This window comes from Streptosporangium sp. NBC_01469, from assembly GCF_036227305.1.
Classification (GTDB): Bacteria; Actinomycetota; Actinomycetes; order Streptosporangiales; family Streptosporangiaceae; genus Streptosporangium.
The window spans coordinates 2136344-2152508 of record NZ_CP109465.1; the positions used below are offsets into that span (position 1 = coordinate 2136344).

The 16165-nt window shown below is 68.9% G+C and carries 18 protein-coding genes and 1 tRNA gene; 11 read left to right on the forward strand and 8 right to left on the reverse strand.

Going from position 1 to position 16165, the window contains the following annotated elements; genetic code table 11:
* The first annotated feature begins 89 nt into the window (after positions 1 to 89).
* The 4 genes from OG587_RS09625 to OG587_RS09640 all read left to right on the forward strand — a co-directional run bounded on the left by OG587_RS09625 (position 90) and on the right by OG587_RS09640 (position 3353).
* The gene (locus OG587_RS09625) at positions 90 to 1025 is read left to right on the forward strand and encodes a LysR family transcriptional regulator (protein ID WP_329088864.1); all 936 of its coding nucleotides are present in this window, start codon (positions 90 to 92) and stop codon (positions 1023 to 1025) included.
* 112 nt (positions 1026 to 1137) lie between these two features.
* On the forward strand, positions 1138 to 2307 hold the full coding sequence (locus tag OG587_RS09630; protein WP_329088866.1) for an NAD-dependent formate dehydrogenase: 1170 nt from the start codon (positions 1138 to 1140) through the stop codon (positions 2305 to 2307).
* 158 nt (positions 2308 to 2465) lie between these two features.
* The gene (locus OG587_RS09635; protein ID WP_329088869.1) at positions 2466 to 2600 is read left to right on the forward strand and encodes a hypothetical protein; all 135 of its coding nucleotides are present in this window, start codon (positions 2466 to 2468) and stop codon (positions 2598 to 2600) included.
* A gap of 303 nt (positions 2601 to 2903) precedes the next feature.
* A complete protein-coding gene (locus OG587_RS09640; protein ID WP_329088871.1) occupies positions 2904 to 3353 on the forward strand; it encodes a hypothetical protein in 450 nt (149 codons plus the stop codon).
* A 443-nt stretch (positions 3354 to 3796) separates the two neighbouring features.
* Here the strand turns inward: OG587_RS09640 and OG587_RS09645 are convergent, their stop codons facing one another.
* The 3 genes from OG587_RS09645 to OG587_RS47105 form a co-directional block, all read right to left on the reverse strand.
* Positions 3797 to 4159: a nuclear transport factor 2 family protein gene (locus tag OG587_RS09645; protein ID WP_329088872.1), complete on the reverse strand. Its 363-nt coding sequence runs from the start codon at positions 4157 to 4159 to the stop codon at positions 3797 to 3799.
* Between the two features lie 105 nt (positions 4160 to 4264).
* Positions 4265 to 4753: an RICIN domain-containing protein gene (locus OG587_RS09650; RefSeq protein WP_329088874.1), complete on the reverse strand. Its 489-nt coding sequence runs from the start codon at positions 4751 to 4753 to the stop codon at positions 4265 to 4267.
* A gap of 49 nt (positions 4754 to 4802) precedes the next feature.
* Positions 4803 to 5306 (reverse strand): hypothetical protein, encoded by a 504-nt coding sequence (locus OG587_RS47105; protein WP_443075517.1) that lies wholly within the window; start codon positions 5304 to 5306, stop codon positions 4803 to 4805.
* On the opposite strand from OG587_RS47105, the gene OG587_RS09655 reads away from it, so the two are divergent.
* Positions 5293 to 5664, forward strand: a complete 372-nt coding sequence (locus OG587_RS09655) for a hypothetical protein (protein WP_329088877.1) — start codon at positions 5293 to 5295, stop codon at positions 5662 to 5664. The two genes, OG587_RS47105 and OG587_RS09655, sit on opposite strands and share 14 nt — an antisense overlap.
* 144 nt (positions 5665 to 5808) lie before the next feature.
* Here the strand turns inward: OG587_RS09655 and OG587_RS09660 are convergent.
* Together OG587_RS09660 and OG587_RS09665 are read right to left on the reverse strand one after the other, a co-directional pair.
* Positions 5809 to 5882, reverse strand: a tRNA-Pro gene (locus OG587_RS09660).
* Between the two features lie 35 nt (positions 5883 to 5917).
* On the reverse strand, positions 5918 to 6841 hold the full coding sequence (locus OG587_RS09665) for a metallophosphoesterase (protein ID WP_329088878.1): 924 nt from the start codon (positions 6839 to 6841) through the stop codon (positions 5918 to 5920).
* An 80-nt stretch (positions 6842 to 6921) separates the two neighbouring features.
* Between OG587_RS09665 and OG587_RS09670 the strand changes: the two genes are divergently transcribed.
* Entirely contained in the window at positions 6922 to 7380 is a 459-nt protein-coding gene (locus tag OG587_RS09670; protein ID WP_329088880.1) for a GatB/YqeY domain-containing protein, read from the forward strand.
* Positions 7381 to 7651: 271 nt separating this feature from the next.
* On the opposite strand, the gene OG587_RS09675 is transcribed toward OG587_RS09670, so the two are convergent.
* Positions 7652 to 9880 (reverse strand): transglycosylase domain-containing protein, encoded by a 2229-nt coding sequence (locus OG587_RS09675; protein WP_329088882.1) that lies wholly within the window; start codon positions 9878 to 9880, stop codon positions 7652 to 7654.
* A 317-nt stretch (positions 9881 to 10197) separates the two neighbouring features.
* Here OG587_RS09675 and OG587_RS09680 point away from each other — a divergent pair, with 317 nt between their 5' ends.
* Positions 10198 to 10494, forward strand: a complete 297-nt coding sequence (locus OG587_RS09680) for a WhiB family transcriptional regulator (RefSeq protein ID WP_012887233.1) — start codon at positions 10198 to 10200, stop codon at positions 10492 to 10494.
* Positions 10495 to 10625: 131 nt separating this feature from the next.
* Here OG587_RS09680 and OG587_RS09685 read toward each other — a convergent pair whose 3' ends face one another.
* Positions 10626 to 11753 (reverse strand): ArsA family ATPase, encoded by a 1128-nt coding sequence (locus tag OG587_RS09685; RefSeq protein WP_329088888.1) that lies wholly within the window; start codon positions 11751 to 11753, stop codon positions 10626 to 10628.
* Positions 11750 to 12754: an ArsA-related P-loop ATPase gene (locus tag OG587_RS09690; protein ID WP_329088890.1), complete on the reverse strand. Its 1005-nt coding sequence runs from the start codon at positions 12752 to 12754 to the stop codon at positions 11750 to 11752. Before OG587_RS09690 ends, OG587_RS09685 begins: the two co-directional genes overlap by 4 nt.
* Positions 12755 to 13211: 457 nt before the next feature.
* Between OG587_RS09690 and OG587_RS09695 the strand changes: the two genes are divergently transcribed.
* From OG587_RS09695 to OG587_RS09710, 4 genes are all read left to right on the forward strand, one after another.
* The gene (locus tag OG587_RS09695) at positions 13212 to 13367 is read left to right on the forward strand and encodes a DUF4177 domain-containing protein (RefSeq protein ID WP_012887236.1); all 156 of its coding nucleotides are present in this window, start codon (positions 13212 to 13214) and stop codon (positions 13365 to 13367) included.
* Positions 13364 to 13822: a RidA family protein gene (locus OG587_RS09700; protein ID WP_329088894.1), complete on the forward strand. Its 459-nt coding sequence runs from the start codon at positions 13364 to 13366 to the stop codon at positions 13820 to 13822. The genes OG587_RS09695 and OG587_RS09700 overlap by 4 nt, the downstream gene beginning before the upstream one ends.
* A gap of 617 nt (positions 13823 to 14439) precedes the next feature.
* Complete coding sequence (locus OG587_RS09705; RefSeq protein ID WP_329088895.1) at positions 14440 to 15276, forward strand: NUDIX hydrolase; 837 nt, start codon at positions 14440 to 14442, stop codon at positions 15274 to 15276.
* Positions 15273 to 16070 carry an MBL fold metallo-hydrolase gene (locus OG587_RS09710; RefSeq protein WP_329088897.1) on the forward strand — a complete coding sequence of 266 codons (798 nt, stop codon included), beginning with the start codon at positions 15273 to 15275 and terminating at the stop codon, positions 16068 to 16070. The genes OG587_RS09705 and OG587_RS09710 overlap by 4 nt, the downstream gene beginning before the upstream one ends.
* Positions 16071 to 16165 lie beyond the last annotated feature (95 nt).

The following is a 16165-nucleotide window of genomic DNA, read 5'->3' on the forward strand; positions in this document are numbered from 1 at the left end:
CCCATGGCAACTGCGATGCGCGGGCGTCGCGTGGCGGTGTAGACGCGGCGGACAGGATAGGGGCATGCTGTGGCGTGCTTTTGCGCCAGTTGGAATATCTTGTCGCGCTGGCCCGCGAGCGGCACTTCGCTCGGGCGGCCGCCGCCTGCCACGTCTCCCAGCCGTCCCTGTCGGCGGCGATCCGGAAACTGGAGCGCGAGCTGGACGTCCCCATCGTGCGCCGGGGCCGCCGGTTCGCCGGGCTCACCCCCGAGGGGGAGCACGTGCTGCTGTGGGCGCACCGGATCCTCGCCGAACGCGACGCGCTGCTCGACGACCTCTCGACGATGCGGGGCAGCCTGTCGGGCACGCTGCGGATGGGGGCCATCCCCACCGCGCTGACCGTCGCGCCGCTGCTGACCACGCCGTTCTGCGAACGCCACCCCCACGTCCGGGTGTCGCTGGAATCGCTGTCGTCGCACGAGATCACCCGGCGGCTGGCCGAGTTCGATCTCGACATCGCCATGACCTACCTGGACGGCGACTCCCTGGGAAACGTGCGGACGGCGCCGCTGTACGAGGAGCGCTACCTGCTGCTGACCCCGGACGACGGCGAACTGGCCGGACGCGCCGTGGTGCGCTGGGCCGAGGTGGCCACGCTCGCGCTGTGCCTGCTGGCACCGCAGATGCAGAACCGGCGCATCCTGGACGAGATCTTCGCCGAGGCCGGCGCCGTCGTCGTACCGGCGATCGAGACCGACACCGTCTCGGCGCTGTACGCCCACGTCGCCACCCACCGCTGGTCCAGCGTGATCGCGCACGCCTGGCTGCACATGTTCGGGGTGCCCGACGGGATGCGGGTGATCCGGCTGGAGAACCCGTCGCGGGCACCCCGGGTCGGCCTGGTCGTCGCCGACCGTACCCCCGAACCCGTGCTGGCGCGCGCCCTCCTGGACGCCGCCCGCGGCGTCGACATGCGTGCCGTCCTGGACGGGCTGCTGCACGGCTATCTGTCCGGCCCTCCCGCGCGAAAGAACGACACATAGATATCGTCTATCTATACATAGGGATTTTCGTTTTGACGTTTTATGGCAATGGCGAGGAAGGTGAAAAGCAGCTGCACGAAATCCGTATGTAAAAAGACGAGGAGTAGATGTCATGGCGAAGGTGCTGTGTGTCCTGTACGACGACCCGGAGAACGGCTACCCGACCTCCTACGCCCGCGACGACCTTCCGCACATCGCGCACTACCCCGGCGGACAGTCCCTGCCCACCCCACAGGGAACCGACTTCACCCCCGGACACCTGCTCGGCAGCGTCTCCGGAGAGCTGGGCCTGCGCGCCTTTTTGGAGAGCCGCGGCCACACCCTGGTCGTCACCTCCGACAAGGACGGGGAGAACTCCGCGTTCGACCGCGAGCTCCCCGACGCCGACGTGGTCATCTCCCAGCCGTTCTGGCCCGCGTACCTCACCCCCGAGCGGCTCGCCAGGGCGGCCAACCTGAAGCTGGCCATCACCGCGGGCATCGGCTCCGACCACGTCGACCTGGACTCGGCCATCGAGCACGACGTCACCGTGGCCGAGGTCACCTTCTGCAACAGCATCAGCGTCGCCGAGCACGTCGCGATGATGATCCTGTCCCTGGTCCGCAACTACCTGCCCTCCAACCAGCGGGTTCTCGACGGGGGCTGGAACATCGCCGACTGCGTGGCCCGCTCCTACGACCTGGAGGGCATGCACGTCGGGACCGTCGCCGCCGGACGCATCGGCCTGGCCGTGCTGCGCCGCCTCAAGCCCTTCGACGTGCACCTGCACTACACCGACCGCCACCGGCTGCCCCGGGAGGTCGAGGAGGAACTCGGTCTCGTCTTCCATCCCACCACCGCCGACATGGTCCCCGCCTGCGACGTGGTGACCGTCAACGCGCCCCTGCATCCCGAGACCGAGGGGATGTTCAACGACGAGCTGATCGCCACCATGAAGCGCGGCGCCTACCTGATCAACACCGCCCGCGCCAAGATCTGCGACCGCGACGCCATCGTGCGCGCCCTGGAGAGCGGGCAGCTCGCCGGGTACGCCGGTGACGTGTGGTTCCCCCAGCCCGCCGGCCCCGACCACCCCTGGCGGACCATGCCCCACCACGGCATGACCCCGCACATCTCCGGCTCCTCCCTCTCCGCCCAGGCCCGCTACGCCGCGGGAACCCGGGAGATCCTGGAGTCATGGCTGGACGGCACCCCCATCCGCCCGGAATACCTCATCGTCCAGGGCGGAAAGCTCGCCGGAACCGGCGCTCACTCCTATTCCGTGACCAAGGACCGCAAGTAGACGGTGCCCCTGACCGGCCCGTCGATTCGCGGCGGTGAGAGAACCCTCTCCGCGGACGGGACCTGATCCCTCCGGGCCGCCGGGCGGCGGATTCACGTCGCCCGGTCGTCGCCCATGGTGGCGCGCCCGCGTGCGACGGCCCGGAGGATCGCGCCGCGGTGCCCGGCGGGCGGGGCCCCGCCGACGTCCGCGACGCGATCCCGGCGGAGTGGAACGTCGCCCAGCCGGTCGACTACGTCTGGCTGCGGCACGCCGGCCTCGAGGGTCCGGGCCATCCGCTCGGGGCGGGCTGATCCCGGCCGCCGGGCAGCGGTTCACCGGCCGGCCATGGCGGGGGCGGGCACCAGCTCGACGAGCGCGTCGATCGGCTCGCGGGTCTTCCCTCCGCGCCCGGCCAGGCGGATGAAACGATTGATTCAGGTTCCGAGGCCGAGAGCGCCCCGTTCGTGGTCGCGTGTGCCGAGGCCCGCCGTTCCGGCTCGTCGTGGACGAAATGGTCCCGAGCCCGATAAGGAATGGCTTTTGGGCCCGATAAGGAGTCCTTATGACGCCCCCGTTGCCCAACGGTATTACCGCGCCTAGCGTGAATATCAGCCGTGGTCGTATCGAACGGAGGAGGAGATGTAAGCGGGATATATCCCGCTTACATCGGCGGCCGAGATGTCACCGGCGACAACGCCCGGTTCGTTCACACGCTCACCGCTCGGGCCCTTATCGAGGACACCTTCCCCAGCCTGCGGCTCAAGCGTGACCTCGACCTGGGAATCACCGACCCGTACGCGGCGGGGGAACGCGTCGTGGGGGCGTGCGTCGTCGCCGACGAGAGCATGACGGCCCTGGCCCTCGAATCGGCCGCCCGCGCCGCCCCCGAATGGAGCCGCGTCCCGCTCGGCGAGCGCGTCGAGATCGGACGCCGCATCGCGGAACGGCTCCTTGAGCACCTCTTCGCCGGGTTGTTCGCCCTACTACGCATCCTCGCCGGAGAGCGGATGATCCCGCTGCATCGACGCATGCCGGCCGATCTCCTCGACATACCCTGCTGGTGACCATAGTGATCGACTCCGGATTGAGCCCGGTCCTTAGAAACCGCGTCATACGAACGATCGACATAGCGCCTGAGCTTCAGAAGACGATGGGCGTGTCGAGCGCGCGCGATTGACCGCCTGAGCAAAGCAGGTCAGCGCCCGAGAGCCCTTGCGGGTGCCCAGTCGGCGGCGTTCGGCCGCCAGGAGCAAGGAGAGGGCAAACCAGCTCCCGTGGGACGTCGAGCGTGGCACGATAGGTGATCACTTGGGGCTTTCTGGACTGAAGAAGACTTGTGGTGAGACCTCTTCTACCGAAAGCTCCACGCCTGTTTCAGGCGCATCGCGATCCATTCCGGTTCATTCCCGCCGGCGCTATTCCGACGACATCAAGCGCCGATTGTCCATGTCGATCTTTCTGAGATCACCTCAGTGAGCCGGGCGGAAGGTCGTCGCCAAGCGAGGAGTCAGCTCGGTTTCGGCCCGTGTGTGCCCCATCCAGAGACGATGAGGTCACCATCGAAGATCAACACTTCGTTGGACATCTGTCCCGCCTGGTTCCGATAGTTGATGACGACGGAGTCGATACCGGCGTAGACCCCAAGGATGTGGAAATGTAGATCCGGGTTATGCCGTAGGCCCTGGGCCCAGTACGCCCGCAGCGCTTCCTTGCCGCGCACCGTCCCGTCCGAACCGTCAAGCAGCCGAACTGCGAGCGGAGAGCGAAACACCACGTCGTCGGCGTAGTGCTTCATGATGCGATCGATGTCTCCGGAGTTCCAGTCGGCTGCCCACTCATCGGCGAACGCCTGCGCGCGATCAAGTTCCATGGCCTCATTTAAACATGGATGGCATGTTCTTGTGGGGCTCCGACCCCGAATCCGGGGCCTCAACACAAATAAGCCCCCGGCCGAAGCCGGGGGATTGTTTGCAGATTAGGGCCAAATAAAACCGTTCCAGTCTTGGTCGTTGTAATCAGCGCACGCAGATTGCACCAACTGGGTGCCAGGCGTTGTGCCTCGGGCGACAAGACACTTATTGCTGTTACGGTTTCGGAATTTCATCCCATCCCAGCCGTTGGTGTAATCCACATACCAATGCTGGTCCGCGTAATTAGCGCAACGTGTATGCTTCGCCGGCGCGTTATTTGCCCCGCCTTGAACGACTACACACATGCCGCTGTTGACGTTGCTTATCCAGTAGTAATCTTCGCCGCTAACCGGCTCGGTTCCCCTTTTATTGAAGACCCACAGCTGGTCATCGTATTTCATGCATGGATACTGGGTGACGGGACCCATCACAGTTTTACCCTTACCGAGCATGCATCGCTTGTTTGGGTCGCTAAGAAGAGTAACCTGGGTTGTCAGCCACACCGCTCCAGTTGGGGGGTCCACCGGTGCCGCGCTGGCCGCGGACACAGGCATGACAAAAACGAGGCAACCGCGGCAATTGCCAGGGCCGCGAACTTGGATTTCAGGCGCATGTGGTGACTAACCTTTCCCTTTCGCGGTTTGGGATGATCCCGATATAAACGAATTGAAAATAACAGAGGAAGCAGTCCGCTTGCTTGACTATCCGCGCCACCTTCTTGACTGCCCGCGCCGAGGCCGTGAACCCTCGGGAGGTCTGTAACCGTAGGGCTCGCGGAGGGGGATGATGGTTATACGTACTCTCCAGTCGGGCCACACCAGCACCGCGGATTAGCTTCATGCAGGACGAGCAGGGCTCGTCGGTGCAGTCGTCCTTGCTGGCGTAGAGCAGGGCGTTGGCCTCAGTATGAACAGACCGGCAATCGCTGTAGCCAGCGCAGATACTGCTTCCGCGCAGCGCTTTGCCGACTCGCTCACACGGCGCAGAGAGACACCCGTCGTCTCCTGGGGGTACGCCGTTGTATCCGGTGGAGGCGATACGGCGGTCGGGGCGAAGCAGGACGGTGCCGATCCCGCCGGCGACGCTGGAGCGGATGAGCCGTCTCATGCAGGGGCGGTCGCGCGAGGCACTGGTGTTCTCGGCGCCCGAGGGCAGCCCGGTCGACGACGGGCACGTGCGGCTTCGGGTCTGGTATCCGGCGATCGAGGCGGCGTGCTTGTGCGGCAACCGGTCGCCGGGCGAGGAGTCGAAGCGGACGTTCGCGCCGGGGGAGTGCGGGGAACTGTGTGACGTGCCGGCGCATCGGATTCGCCGGTACCCGCCGAGGATCATGCGGCACACGGCGGCGAGCTGGCTGGTGCAGGACGGGGTGCCGCTGTACGACGTGCAGGCGCTTCTCGGCCAGAGTCGTTTGAGACTACGCAGCGTTACGCGCATCTGGCTCCGGACGCTCACGACAAGGTGAAGGAGTCGTGGGAGCGGCGTGCGTCACGGAAGGCGAATTAGTGATCTTGACGCACCTGCGACGCACGATCACCGAATCCGGGAAAGCGAAAGGCCGTTCCTGATCTCTCAGAAACGGCCCTTGACCTCGGGACTTTACTCAACGTCGGGGTGACAGGATTTGAACCTGCGGCCTCTTCGTCCCGAACGAAGCGCGCTACCAAGCTGCGCCACACCCCGGTCACACGCCCGGTCTTGCTCGTGCTTGGAAAAGTCTAGCGGACTTCATGGGTGCTTGCGTCGCCCCGGCGGCGGGGCATCAGAGTCAGGAGGCTGGCCTCGGGGTAGCAGGCGAAACGGGCCGGGGCGTAAGGGCTGGTGCCGAGGCCGGCGGAGACGTGGAGGTAGGCGGAGTCGTGGCGGCTCATGCCCTTGACGCGGGCCCGGTCGATGCCGCAGTTGGTGACCAGGGCGCCGTAGAAGGGGACGCAGAGCTGGCCGCCGTGGGTGTGCCCGGCGAGCAGCAGCTGGTAGCCGTCGGCGGCGAAGCGGGTCAGGTTGCGGGGCTCCGGCGAGTGCATCACGCCCAGGCGCAGGTCGGCCGCGGCCGGGGCGGGACCGGCGATCAGGTCGTAGCGGTCGAGGTTGATGTGGGAATCGTGGATGCCGCCCACGGCCACGTCGAGATCGCCGACCTTGAGGCGGGCGGTGGTGTTGTTCATGTCGAGCCAGCCCTCGGCGGCCATGGCGGCGCCCAGCTCCTCCCAGGGGAGGTTGGGGATCTTCTGGCCGTAGTCGGCCTTGGAGGTGCGCCAGAGGTAGCGTGCGGGGTTCTTCGGCCGCGGCTCGTACATGTCGTTGGAACCGTAGACGAACAGGCCCGGCCGTGACAGCAGGGGTTCCAGGGCGTGCAGGAGGGGCGCGATCGAGTCGGGGTGCGCGATGGAGTCGCCGGTGTTGACCACCAGGTCGGGGTTGAGGGCTCCCAGCGAGCGCACCCAGTCGATGAGCATCCGCCTGCCGGGGGTGAGGTGCAGGTCGGACAGGTGGAGGATGCGCACCGGCCGCTGCCCCGGCTCCAGAACGGGCACGTCGAAGCGGCGCAGCCGGAACGCGTTGCGCTCGACGATCGAGGCGTACGCGAGGCCGGCCAGGCCGACGCCGAACAGGGACAGGGGCACCGCGGCTGCTTTCCTCACCTTCTCATCATGCCCGAGATCGGGCCCTCGAACGGAAACTCGGGATACAGCTGGGCTGGTGAGGCGGCAAGATGGACGTCATGAGCGCATTGAAGGACAAGCTGAAGGCCGATCTCACGGCCTCCATGAAGAGCAGGGACGAGATCCGCACCCGCACGATTCGCATGGCCCTCGCGGCCGTGAACGTCGAGGAGGTCTCGGGTAGGACGGCACGCGAGCTCAGTGACGACGAGGTCGTCAAGGTGCTGGCCAAGGAGGCCAAGAAGCGCCGTGAGGCCGCCGAGGCGTTCAGCGGTGCCGGCCGGGTGGAGCAGGCTCAGGCGGAGGTCGACGAGCAGGCCGTGCTGGAGGCGTACCTGCCCGCGCAGCTGTCCGACGAGGAGCTCGCCGGGCTCGTGGACGAGGCCGTCGCCGAGAGCGGCGCCACCGGGCCGCAGGCCATGGGCCAGGTCATGAAGATCGTGAACCCGAAGGTCGCCGGCCGCGCCGAGGGCGGTCGCGTCGCGCAGGCCGTACGGGCCCGCCTGGCGTCATCCTGACCGGGCTGACCCGGCCGATCCGCCTGACCTGATTGATCCGGCTGACCGGGCTGACCCGATCGACCCGGCTGACCGGGCTGATCCGGCTGACCGGGCTGACCCGATCGACTCGGCCGATCCGAGAACGAGCGCGAGGCCGCGCCGGCGCTACCGGCCCGCCTCGTTGAGACGCGCGGCCCCGTGCGGGGCCCGTACGGCGAGAGACCTCCTCGCCGGACCTTCGAGAGGTCCGGCGAGGAGGGCTCCGGTGTTTCCGGGGGCTCCGGTGCCGCTACGGGACGGCCGGGGCGATCGGGGCGCCGCCGAACGGGCCGAACGGGGCGCCGTCGTTGACCTCCTGGCCACCGTTGTCCGGCCTGAACGGGCTGTCGCCGTTGTCACCGTTGTCGCCGTTGTCACCCCGGCCGTCACCGGGGCCGTCGCCCTCGCGCTTCGGCGGGGGCTTGGGCGCGCACCGGCCGCCGGAGCAGCCGCCGAAGCGCTCCATGTTCACCGGGGTGAAGGGGGTCGCCTCGACGCCCTTGAGCGCGTCGAGCATGGAGTCCTTCCAGATCCGCCCGGAGATCGAGGCGCCGTACACGTAGCTGTAGTAGCGCCCGCCGATGGTCACGCCGGTCAGGTCGTACTTGAAGGCGCCGCGCGGGTCGCCGAGGCTGACCGCGGAGGCGAGATCGGGGGTGAACCCGGCGAACCAGGCGGCGGTGTAGGCGTCGGTGGTGCCGGTCTTGCCCGCCGCGGGCCGGCCGATGCCGCCGACCTCGGTCATCGTGCCCTTGGTGAAGACCCCGGACATGATGTGGCTGGCCGCGTCGGCGACCTCCTCGTCCAGGACCTGCTTGCACTTCGGCTTGTAGGAGGTCTTCTTGCCGTCGCGGTCGGTGCTCTCGGTGATCACCATCGGGCTGCAGTAGGTGCCGCGGGCGGCGATCGTCGCGTAGGCGGCGGAGACCGTCACCGGGTCCATCTCGTTGATACCGAGGGTGAAGGTCTCGAACTCCTTCAGAGCCCTGCCGTCGGCGCGCTTGATGCCCAGGTTCTTGGCCATCTTGACCGTCTCGCAGAGGCCGACCTCCTGCTCCAGGCGCATGAAGAAGGTGTTCACCGAGCCCAGGGTGCCGGTGGTCAGGGTCTTGAAGCCGCCGCCACCCTCGCTGGAGTTCTTGACCTCGTGTTCGGGCTCGCCGACCCTGTTGCCCTTGCAGTCACGGAACGCGCTCTCGCTGGGTGCCCGGTAGCCGGAACCGGTGCCGAAGCCGTCGTTCAGCTTCAGACCCTGGTCCAGGGCGGTCAGGAGGGTGAAGGGCTTGAACGTGGAGCCCGCCTGGAAGCCCGCCCCGCCGCCGTGGGCCTTGTCGCCGACGAGGTTGTAGCTGATCTCGTTCTTCTTCTTGTTCCTGCCGAAGTTGCGGCTGGCGGCCATCGCCTTCACGGCGCCGGTGCCGGGGACGACCATCGCCTGTGCGGCGACCGGCTTGTCGCTGGCCTTGACGTACTCCCTGATCGCCTTCTCCGAGGCCTTCTGGGCCTTCGTGTCGAGCGTCGTCCTGATGACCAGGCCGCCTCGCTGCAGCAGCCTCTCGCGCTGCTTGCGGGTCTTGCCGAAGTCCTCGTTCGTCGCGATCTCCTGCCGCGCGTAGAGGCAGAAGTACGGGTAGGCGCTCTCCTCGCAGCCGCCGGGGGCCTCGATGTTCTTGAAGCCGAGCTTCTTCTTCTTGGCCTCCTCGGCCTCCTGCGGCGTGATCTTGCCGAGCTCGGCCATCCGGTTCAGCACGATGTTGCGTCGCTCGATCAGCCGGTCGCGGGAGGCCTTGCCCGCGCCGGGGTCGGTCACGCTCGGGTTCTGTACGGCTCCGGCGAGGGTGGCCGCCTCCCACAGGGTCAGCTTCGAGGCCGGCTTGTTGAAGAAGCGCCTGGCCGCGGCCTGGATGCCGTAGGCGCCCGCGCCGTAGTAGGAGATGTTCAGATAGCGCTCGAGGATCTCCGACTTGGTGTACTTCTCCTCGATGGCCAGCGCGTAGCGCAGCTCGTTCAGCTTCCTGGAGAGCGTGGGGGCGATCGCGGCGTCCTGCTCCTCCTTGGTCTCCGCGGCGTTGAGGAGCACGAGCTTGACGTACTGCTGCGTGATGGAGGAGCCGCCCTGGACGACCCCGCCGCCCGAGACGTTCTTCACCGCCGCGCGGAAGGTGCCCTCAAGGTCGATCGCCCCGTGCTCGTAGAACCGGTAGTCCTCGATCGCCACGATCGCCGTCTTCATGACGTCGGCGACCTCGTCCAGCTTCACCGACTCGCGGTTCTCGAAGTAGAACTGGGCGAACTGCTTGCCGTCGGCGTCGAGCAGGGTGGTCTTCTCGGCGAGGGGGGGCTCCTTGAGCTCCTCGGGGAGAAGGCGCAGCTCGTCGGCCGCCGCGTTCACCGTCATCCCCGCGCCGCCCACTGCCGGAAGCGCCACGGCGGCGACAAGCACACCCGTGACAGCCGCCGCGCCGACCAACTTCAGCACATTACCGACAGCGCCGATCACAGACCCCTGGTCTTTGCCTTGAGCTTGCACGAGTCCCAGGGTACGTCGGACGGATGGCGCAAACGGTAACGGATCGCCATCTTAGCTTGGGTTTGTCCTGTATCTCAGGCAGGTGACTAGTCATTCCCGGCCAGATGGCCGTGGATGACCATGTGAGAATTTGGTCCCGCCGGGGTCTGTCGGCCCGAACGTCTGGTTGCGTACGTTCTCTTTCTGCAGCAATTGAATACCGAGGCCCGACGCCCGCGCCCGTCGGCCCAAGTCACGACTGACCACCTAAAGGGGAGTGGGGTCGAATGTGGATCACGGATTGGACCTCCCGTGCGGCCTGTAAGGGTGCGGATCCTGACGCTTTGTTCGTTCAGGGTGCTGCCCAGAACCGAGCGAAGCTGATCTGCCGAGGATGCCCGGTCCGGACCGAGTGCCTCGCCGATGCGCTGGACAACCGCATCGAGTTCGGGGTGTGGGGCGGGATGACCGAGCGCGAACGCCGAGCGCTGTTGCGTCGGCGACCGGATGTCGACTCCTGGCGAGACCTGCTGGAGTTGGCCAAAGAAGAATACGAGCGGACTAATGAGCTGATCGCCGGCTGAGTTCGCGCCGATCCCGTACGGCTGGCGCCGGGCGCCAGCCGTACACGCATGTCACGGGCAGGGGACGCACGCCGCCACGCGCGTTCCCGGTCTCGCCCGGTCTTCCAGTGGGGTGCGTCTCCTGGTGACTCCTAGCGGACGGCCAGGAGGTTGCCCACCTCGCGCAGTCCCTCCAGGTCGTGCACGTCCTGCGACATGGCGGGGACCCGCGCGACGGGCACCGTGGGATGGGCGGAGATGAAGTGCTCCTCCTCGCGTTGTTCGCGGGCGGCCAGTTGCATCCGCCCGGCGTGCAACCGCAGCACGGCGGAGGTGAGCTCGTGCTCGCCGCGCGACTCCAGGTCCTCCGCGGCGGCGGTGCTCCGCGCCCCGGACAGCATGGACGCGGGCGAACGGTGCACCCGGTTGACCACGAGACCCGCCAGGGGCATGCGCTCCTCGGCGAGCCTCTCCACGAAGTAGGACGCCTCGCGCATCGCGTCGCGCTCGGGCGAGGCCACGACGACGAACGCCGTCCCCGGGGCCTGCAGGAGCCGGTAGGTCTGCTCCGCCCGCGCCCTGAAACCGCCGAAGACGGCGTCCAGCGCGGACACGAACGTCTGCAGGTCCTTGAGCACCTGCGCGCCCAGCAGCTTGGTCAGCGCCCCGGCGACGATGCCGAAACCCGCGTTGAACAGCTTGAACGCGCTGCGTCCCCCGGCCTTGGCGGGAAGCATGAGCAGCCGGATGAGCTTGCCGTCGAGGAAGCGGCCGAGCCGCTCGGGAGCGTCGAGGAAGTCGAGCGCGGAGCGGGACGGCGGGGTGTCGACGATGATCAGATCCCATTCGTCCGACCGCCTGAGCTGGCCCAGCTTCTCCATCGCCATGTATTCCTGCGTGCCGGAGAAGCTGGACGACAGGGACTGGTAAAAGGGGTTCGTCAGGATCTGACGGGCTCGCTCGGGGTCGGCGTGCGCCTCGATGATCTCGTCGAAGGTCCGCTTCATGTCGAGCATCATGGCGTGCAGGCGACCCTCCCCCTCGACGCCCATGACAGGCCTGGGGGTGTTGTCGAGTTCGGTGAGCCCCATCGACTGCGCCAGCCGTCGCGCGGGGTCGACCGTGAGCACCACGGCGGAACGGCCGCGCTCGGCCGCGCGCAGCCCCAGTGCCGCGGCGGTGGTGGTCTTCCCGACGCCACCCGAACCGCAGCAGACGACGATTCGGGTGTTCGGGTCGTCGATGATCGCGTCGAGGTCGAGGAACGGGGGGGTCTTCACGCTGCTCCCTGGGTGCGGATCGATTCCGCCAGCTCGTACAGCCCCGACAGGTCCACCCCGTCGGCCAGCAGCGGCAGGTCGTAGCGGGGGCGGGCGGCCTTGTCCAGCGCCAGCCTCTCATACCGTTCCAGCTCGGTGCGGCGGGCGTGCTCGGCGATCTCCTCGGTCAGGGCCTCGGCCACGGCGACCGCAGCGGAGCCGCCGTCGGTGAGCCCGGCGGCCTTGAGGCCGAGCACCAGCTCGGCCGGGTCGAACCTGTCCTCGGCGGCGGCGTCCAGGACGGGGGCGGGGAGCAGCGACTCGCGGATCATGTTGACGAAGATCCCGCCGGGCGGGAGCCCGGCGGCGCGGAGCTCACGCAGGCCGTCCAGGGTCTCCTGGACCGGCATCTCCTCCAGGAGCGTGACGAAGTGCACGGCGGTCTCGGGGGAGGACACGACGCCGTTCACCAGGTCGGCGTGGTTCTTGATCGGGCCGACCCTGGCCAGCCCCGCGACCTCGCTGGTGACGTTGAGGAAGCGTGCGATCCTGCCCGTCGGCGGCGCGTCCAGCACGACCGCGTCGTAGATCCTCCTGCCGTCCTTGCCCTTGCGCCGGACGGCCTCGCTCGTCTTGCCGGTGACCAGCACGTCGCGGAAGCCGGGGGCGATGGTGGTGGCGAAGTCGACGATGCCGATCTTGCTGAGCGCCCTGCCGGCCCTGCGCATGCCGTAGAACATCTCAAGATATTCGAGCATGGCCTCCTCGGCGTCGATGGCCAGCGCGTAGACGTCCCCGCCGCCGGGCGCGACAGCGATCTTGCGCTCCTCGTACGGCAGCGGTGGCAGGTCGAATACCCGGGAGATCCCCTGGCGGCCCTCGACCTCGACCAGCAGGACCTTTCTGCCACCCGCCGCGAGGGCGAGCGCGAGTGCGGCGGCCACCGTGGTCTTGCCGGTGCCGCCTTTGCCGGTGACGACGTGAAGGCGTACGCCGTCCCAATCGGTGTCGCGAGCTCTCACTCTTCGAAGGCTACCCAACGGGTACTTGACAACTCCTCGGCGCCTTCCCCGGAGACCGCGCACCGGCATCGTTCCCCCGGCGGGCGGGGGATGGGCGCGCCCGGTCACGGGCGCCCGTCCGGGACGCCTCCACCGGGCGCTCCCACAGCCGTTTTCCCTGCTCGCCGGGGTCGTGCGGGCCGTACGCGCCGAGGCGGGGGCCACCGGGGACCCGGTGCGCGGCCCGGTGAACCGTACGCGGCCGTCTCGCTAATCGATCGGATGCGGAAAGTAAATATGCAGATTCTCACAGCGAACCGTCCGGATCACCGGTTCGGTTCCGGCGGCGAGGGAGCGGCGGGGGAGCGGCGGGGGACCCGTGCCGGTACCCGATCCGGAGCCGGGTGGGAGTCAGGCCGGGTGCCCGAGGGGGCACGGTGGGCCGTTTGCCGGGGGCGGTCTCGCTAATGTGTCCCGCATGACGAAATGGGAGTACTCGACGGTGCCGCTGCTGGTCCACGCGACGAAGCAGATTCTCGACAACTGGGGTCAGGACGGCTGGGAGCTCGTCCAGGTCGTGCCGGGTCCCAACCCCGAGCAGTTGGTCGCCTATCTGAAGCGGCCCAAGCAGTGACGGCCGAGGAGAAGCTGGCGGAACTCGGTCTGACCCTGCCGGAGGTGGTGCCGCCGCTGGCGGCGTACGTCCCGGCGGTGCGTTCCGGTGATCACGTCTACACCTCGGGGCAGCTCCCGATCGTGGACGGCAAGCTGGTGGCCGCCGGGAAGGTCGGCGCCGAGGTGGACGTCGAGGACGCCTACGAGCTCGCGAGGGTGTGCGCGCTCAACGCCCTCGCCGCGGTCGCGTCGGCGGCCGGAGGGTTGTCGAACATCGTCCGGATCGTCAAGGTGGTCGGTTTCGTGGCCAGCGCCCCTGGCTTCACCGGCCAGCCGCAGGTCGTCAACGGCGCCAGCGACCTGCTCGCCGCGGTGCTCGGCGACGCGGGCAGGCACGCCCGCAGCGCGGTCGGTGTCGCGGTCCTGCCGCTGGACGCGCCGGTCGAGGTCGAGGTGATCGCCGAGGTTCGCTGAGGTCGCCGGGGTGCCCCGGGATCGGGAAGGCCCCGGCGGGCGGCGAAAGTCGTACCCTCGGCCGGATCCGCGTGGTGTCGACCGGCAGGTGGTGGGAGATCCCTGGCGGTCCCGAGGTGCGGTGAAGCTCGCCCCCTGATGCCGACCGGTAGACGCTGGGAGAGCCCCGGCGGCCCCCAGCGGGCCCCTGGGGTCACTGCCGACGGCCCGCCGGGGTCGCCGGAGGGCGGGAAGGCCCTCGGTGGCCCGGTGAGGCCCGCCGACGGCGGGTGTGGCGCTCGGGGCGGGTGAGGTTCGCCGGGGCCGCACAGGCGCCGTGGGGGCTCGCCGGGGGCCGTGCGAGCGCGTCGCCCGGCCGCGTCGCGCCGTGAGATGTCGCTGCGGGGCCTGTGGCCGTGGTGCGGGGCCTGTGGGGCGTACGGTGCGGGGCCGTGATCGTACGGTGCGGTGACCGCCGAGGCGGAACCGTGATCGCCGAGGGTGGACCCGTGATCGTACGGTGCGGTGATCGCCGAGGGTGGACCCGTGATCGCCGAGGGCGGAACCGTGATTGTCCGGGGCGGACCCGTGCCACATGATGGACCTGAAACCGAGCGGTGTTCTGGTGGAGGGTCTCAATGGGCGGTATTCCGCTTTCCGGTGAGCTGGGCGAGCGTGCACGCGACATCCTGGCCGGGCGGATCGCCCCCGTCCCGGCCCGGGACGCCGCCACCGTGGTCGTCCTCCGAGAGGACGCCGGCGGGCTGGAGATCTACCTGCTGCGGCGCAAGGCGAGCATGGCCTTCGCCGCGGGGGCCTACGTCTTCCCCGGCGGGTCGGTCGACCCGCGCGACACCGACCAGGTGATCACCTGGGCCGGTCCCTCGCCGGCCGCCTGGGGCGAGATCTTCCGCGCGGACGAGCGGACCGCCCGGGGCCTGGTGTGCGCCGCCGTGCGGGAGACGTTCGAGGAGTCGGGGGTGTTGCTGGCCGGGCCGTCCGCGGAGTCCGTCGTGTCCGACACCACCGGCGACGACTGGGAGACCGACCGGCTCGCCCTGATCGGCAAGACCCTGTCCTTCGCCGACTTCCTCGGCAGGCGCGGACTGGTCCTCCGCTCCGACCTGCTCCGTCCCTGGGCGCACTGGATCACCCCCGAGGTCGAGACCAGGCGCTTCGACACCCGGTTCTTCGTCGCGGCGCTCCCGCCTGGCCAGCTCACCCGCGACGTCGGCGGCGAGGCCGACCAGGTCGCCTGGGTACGGCCCGCCGACGCGCTCGACCAGGGCGGGACGGGCCAGATCTTCCTGATGCCCCCGACGCACCGCACGCTCACCGAGCTGAGCGCCTACGAGAAGGTGCCCGAGGTGCTCGCGGCCGAGCGTGAGATCGTGACCTACATGCCGAAGATCGCCGAGGTGGACGGGGAGATGCGCATCGTGCTCGACGACGACTACCGGTTCGGTGCGCGGTGAGCGGGCTGCGGATCCCCCTTTCGGGACCCGACGGAGCCGGTACGGACCACGCGTTCAACCTCCTCGCCCCCAACCCCTCCGAGATGACCCTGGACGGTACGAACACGTGGGTCATCGGCCTCGCGGAGTTCGGGGAGGAGGTGATCGTCGTCGACCCGGGACCGGACGACCACGAGCACCTCGCGCGGGTCGCCGGGCATCTGGAGGGCCGCAGGGTCGCCGCCATCCTGCTCACCCACGGTCACCACGACCACAGCGGCGGCGCCGCGACGTTCGCCGGGCTGGTCGGCGCGCCCGTCAGGGCCCTGGACCCGGCGCACCGGCTGGGCGAGGAGGGGCTCGGCGACGGCGACGTGCTCACGGCCGGGGACCTGGAGGTGCACGTCGTGGGCACGCCCGGTCACTCGTTCGACTCGCTCTGCTTCTGGCTGCCGCGCGACCGGGCGATCCTCACCGGCGACACGGTGCTCGGCCGCGGTACCACCGTGATCGCCCCGGACGGTGACCTGGCCGACTATCTACGCTCCCTCGACCTGCTCCGGGCGAGGGCCGAGCGGGTCGGGGCCGAGGCGCTGCTGCCCGGCCACGGCCCGGTGCTGCCCGACCCGATCGGCGCCCTCAACGGCTACATCGCGCACCGGCGGCGGAGACTGGAGCAGATCCGGGAGGCCCGGCGGCGTGGGGCGACGACGCCCCGGGAGATCGTCGAGATCGTCTACGCGGACGTGGACGGGTCGCTCTGGCCCGCCGCGGAGATGTCGGTCCGCGCGCAACTCGCCTACCTCGACGGTTAGACCCGCCTCCGGGCCCGTCGGGCACCCGCGACGGCGGCGTCGAGGCGACCGTCGTCGGACCCGCCTCCGAGGCCCGCTCCCCGGAGGGACCGCCT

Coding starts and splice junctions, on each gene's coding strand:
- OG587_RS47105 (WP_443075517.1), bottom strand. CDS start 5,306: ATGAGACGGCTCATCCGCTCCAGCGTCGCCGGCGGGATCGGCACCGTC.
- OG587_RS09650 (WP_329088874.1), bottom strand. CDS start 4,753: ATGCCTGTGTCCGCGGCCAGCGCGGCACCGGTGGACCCCCCAACTGGA.
- OG587_RS09630 (WP_329088866.1), top strand. CDS start 1,138: ATGGCGAAGGTGCTGTGTGTCCTGTACGACGACCCGGAGAACGGCTAC.
- OG587_RS09680 (WP_012887233.1), top strand. CDS start 10,198: ATGTGGATCACGGATTGGACCTCCCGTGCGGCCTGTAAGGGTGCGGAT.
- OG587_RS09655 (WP_329088877.1), top strand. CDS start 5,293: ATGAGCCGTCTCATGCAGGGGCGGTCGCGCGAGGCACTGGTGTTCTCG.
- OG587_RS09705 (WP_329088895.1), top strand. CDS start 14,440: ATGGGCGGTATTCCGCTTTCCGGTGAGCTGGGCGAGCGTGCACGCGAC.
- OG587_RS09695 (WP_012887236.1), top strand. CDS start 13,212: ATGACGAAATGGGAGTACTCGACGGTGCCGCTGCTGGTCCACGCGACG.
- OG587_RS09670 (WP_329088880.1), top strand. CDS start 6,922: ATGAGCGCATTGAAGGACAAGCTGAAGGCCGATCTCACGGCCTCCATG.
- OG587_RS09645 (WP_329088872.1), bottom strand. CDS start 4,159: ATGGAACTTGATCGCGCGCAGGCGTTCGCCGATGAGTGGGCAGCCGAC.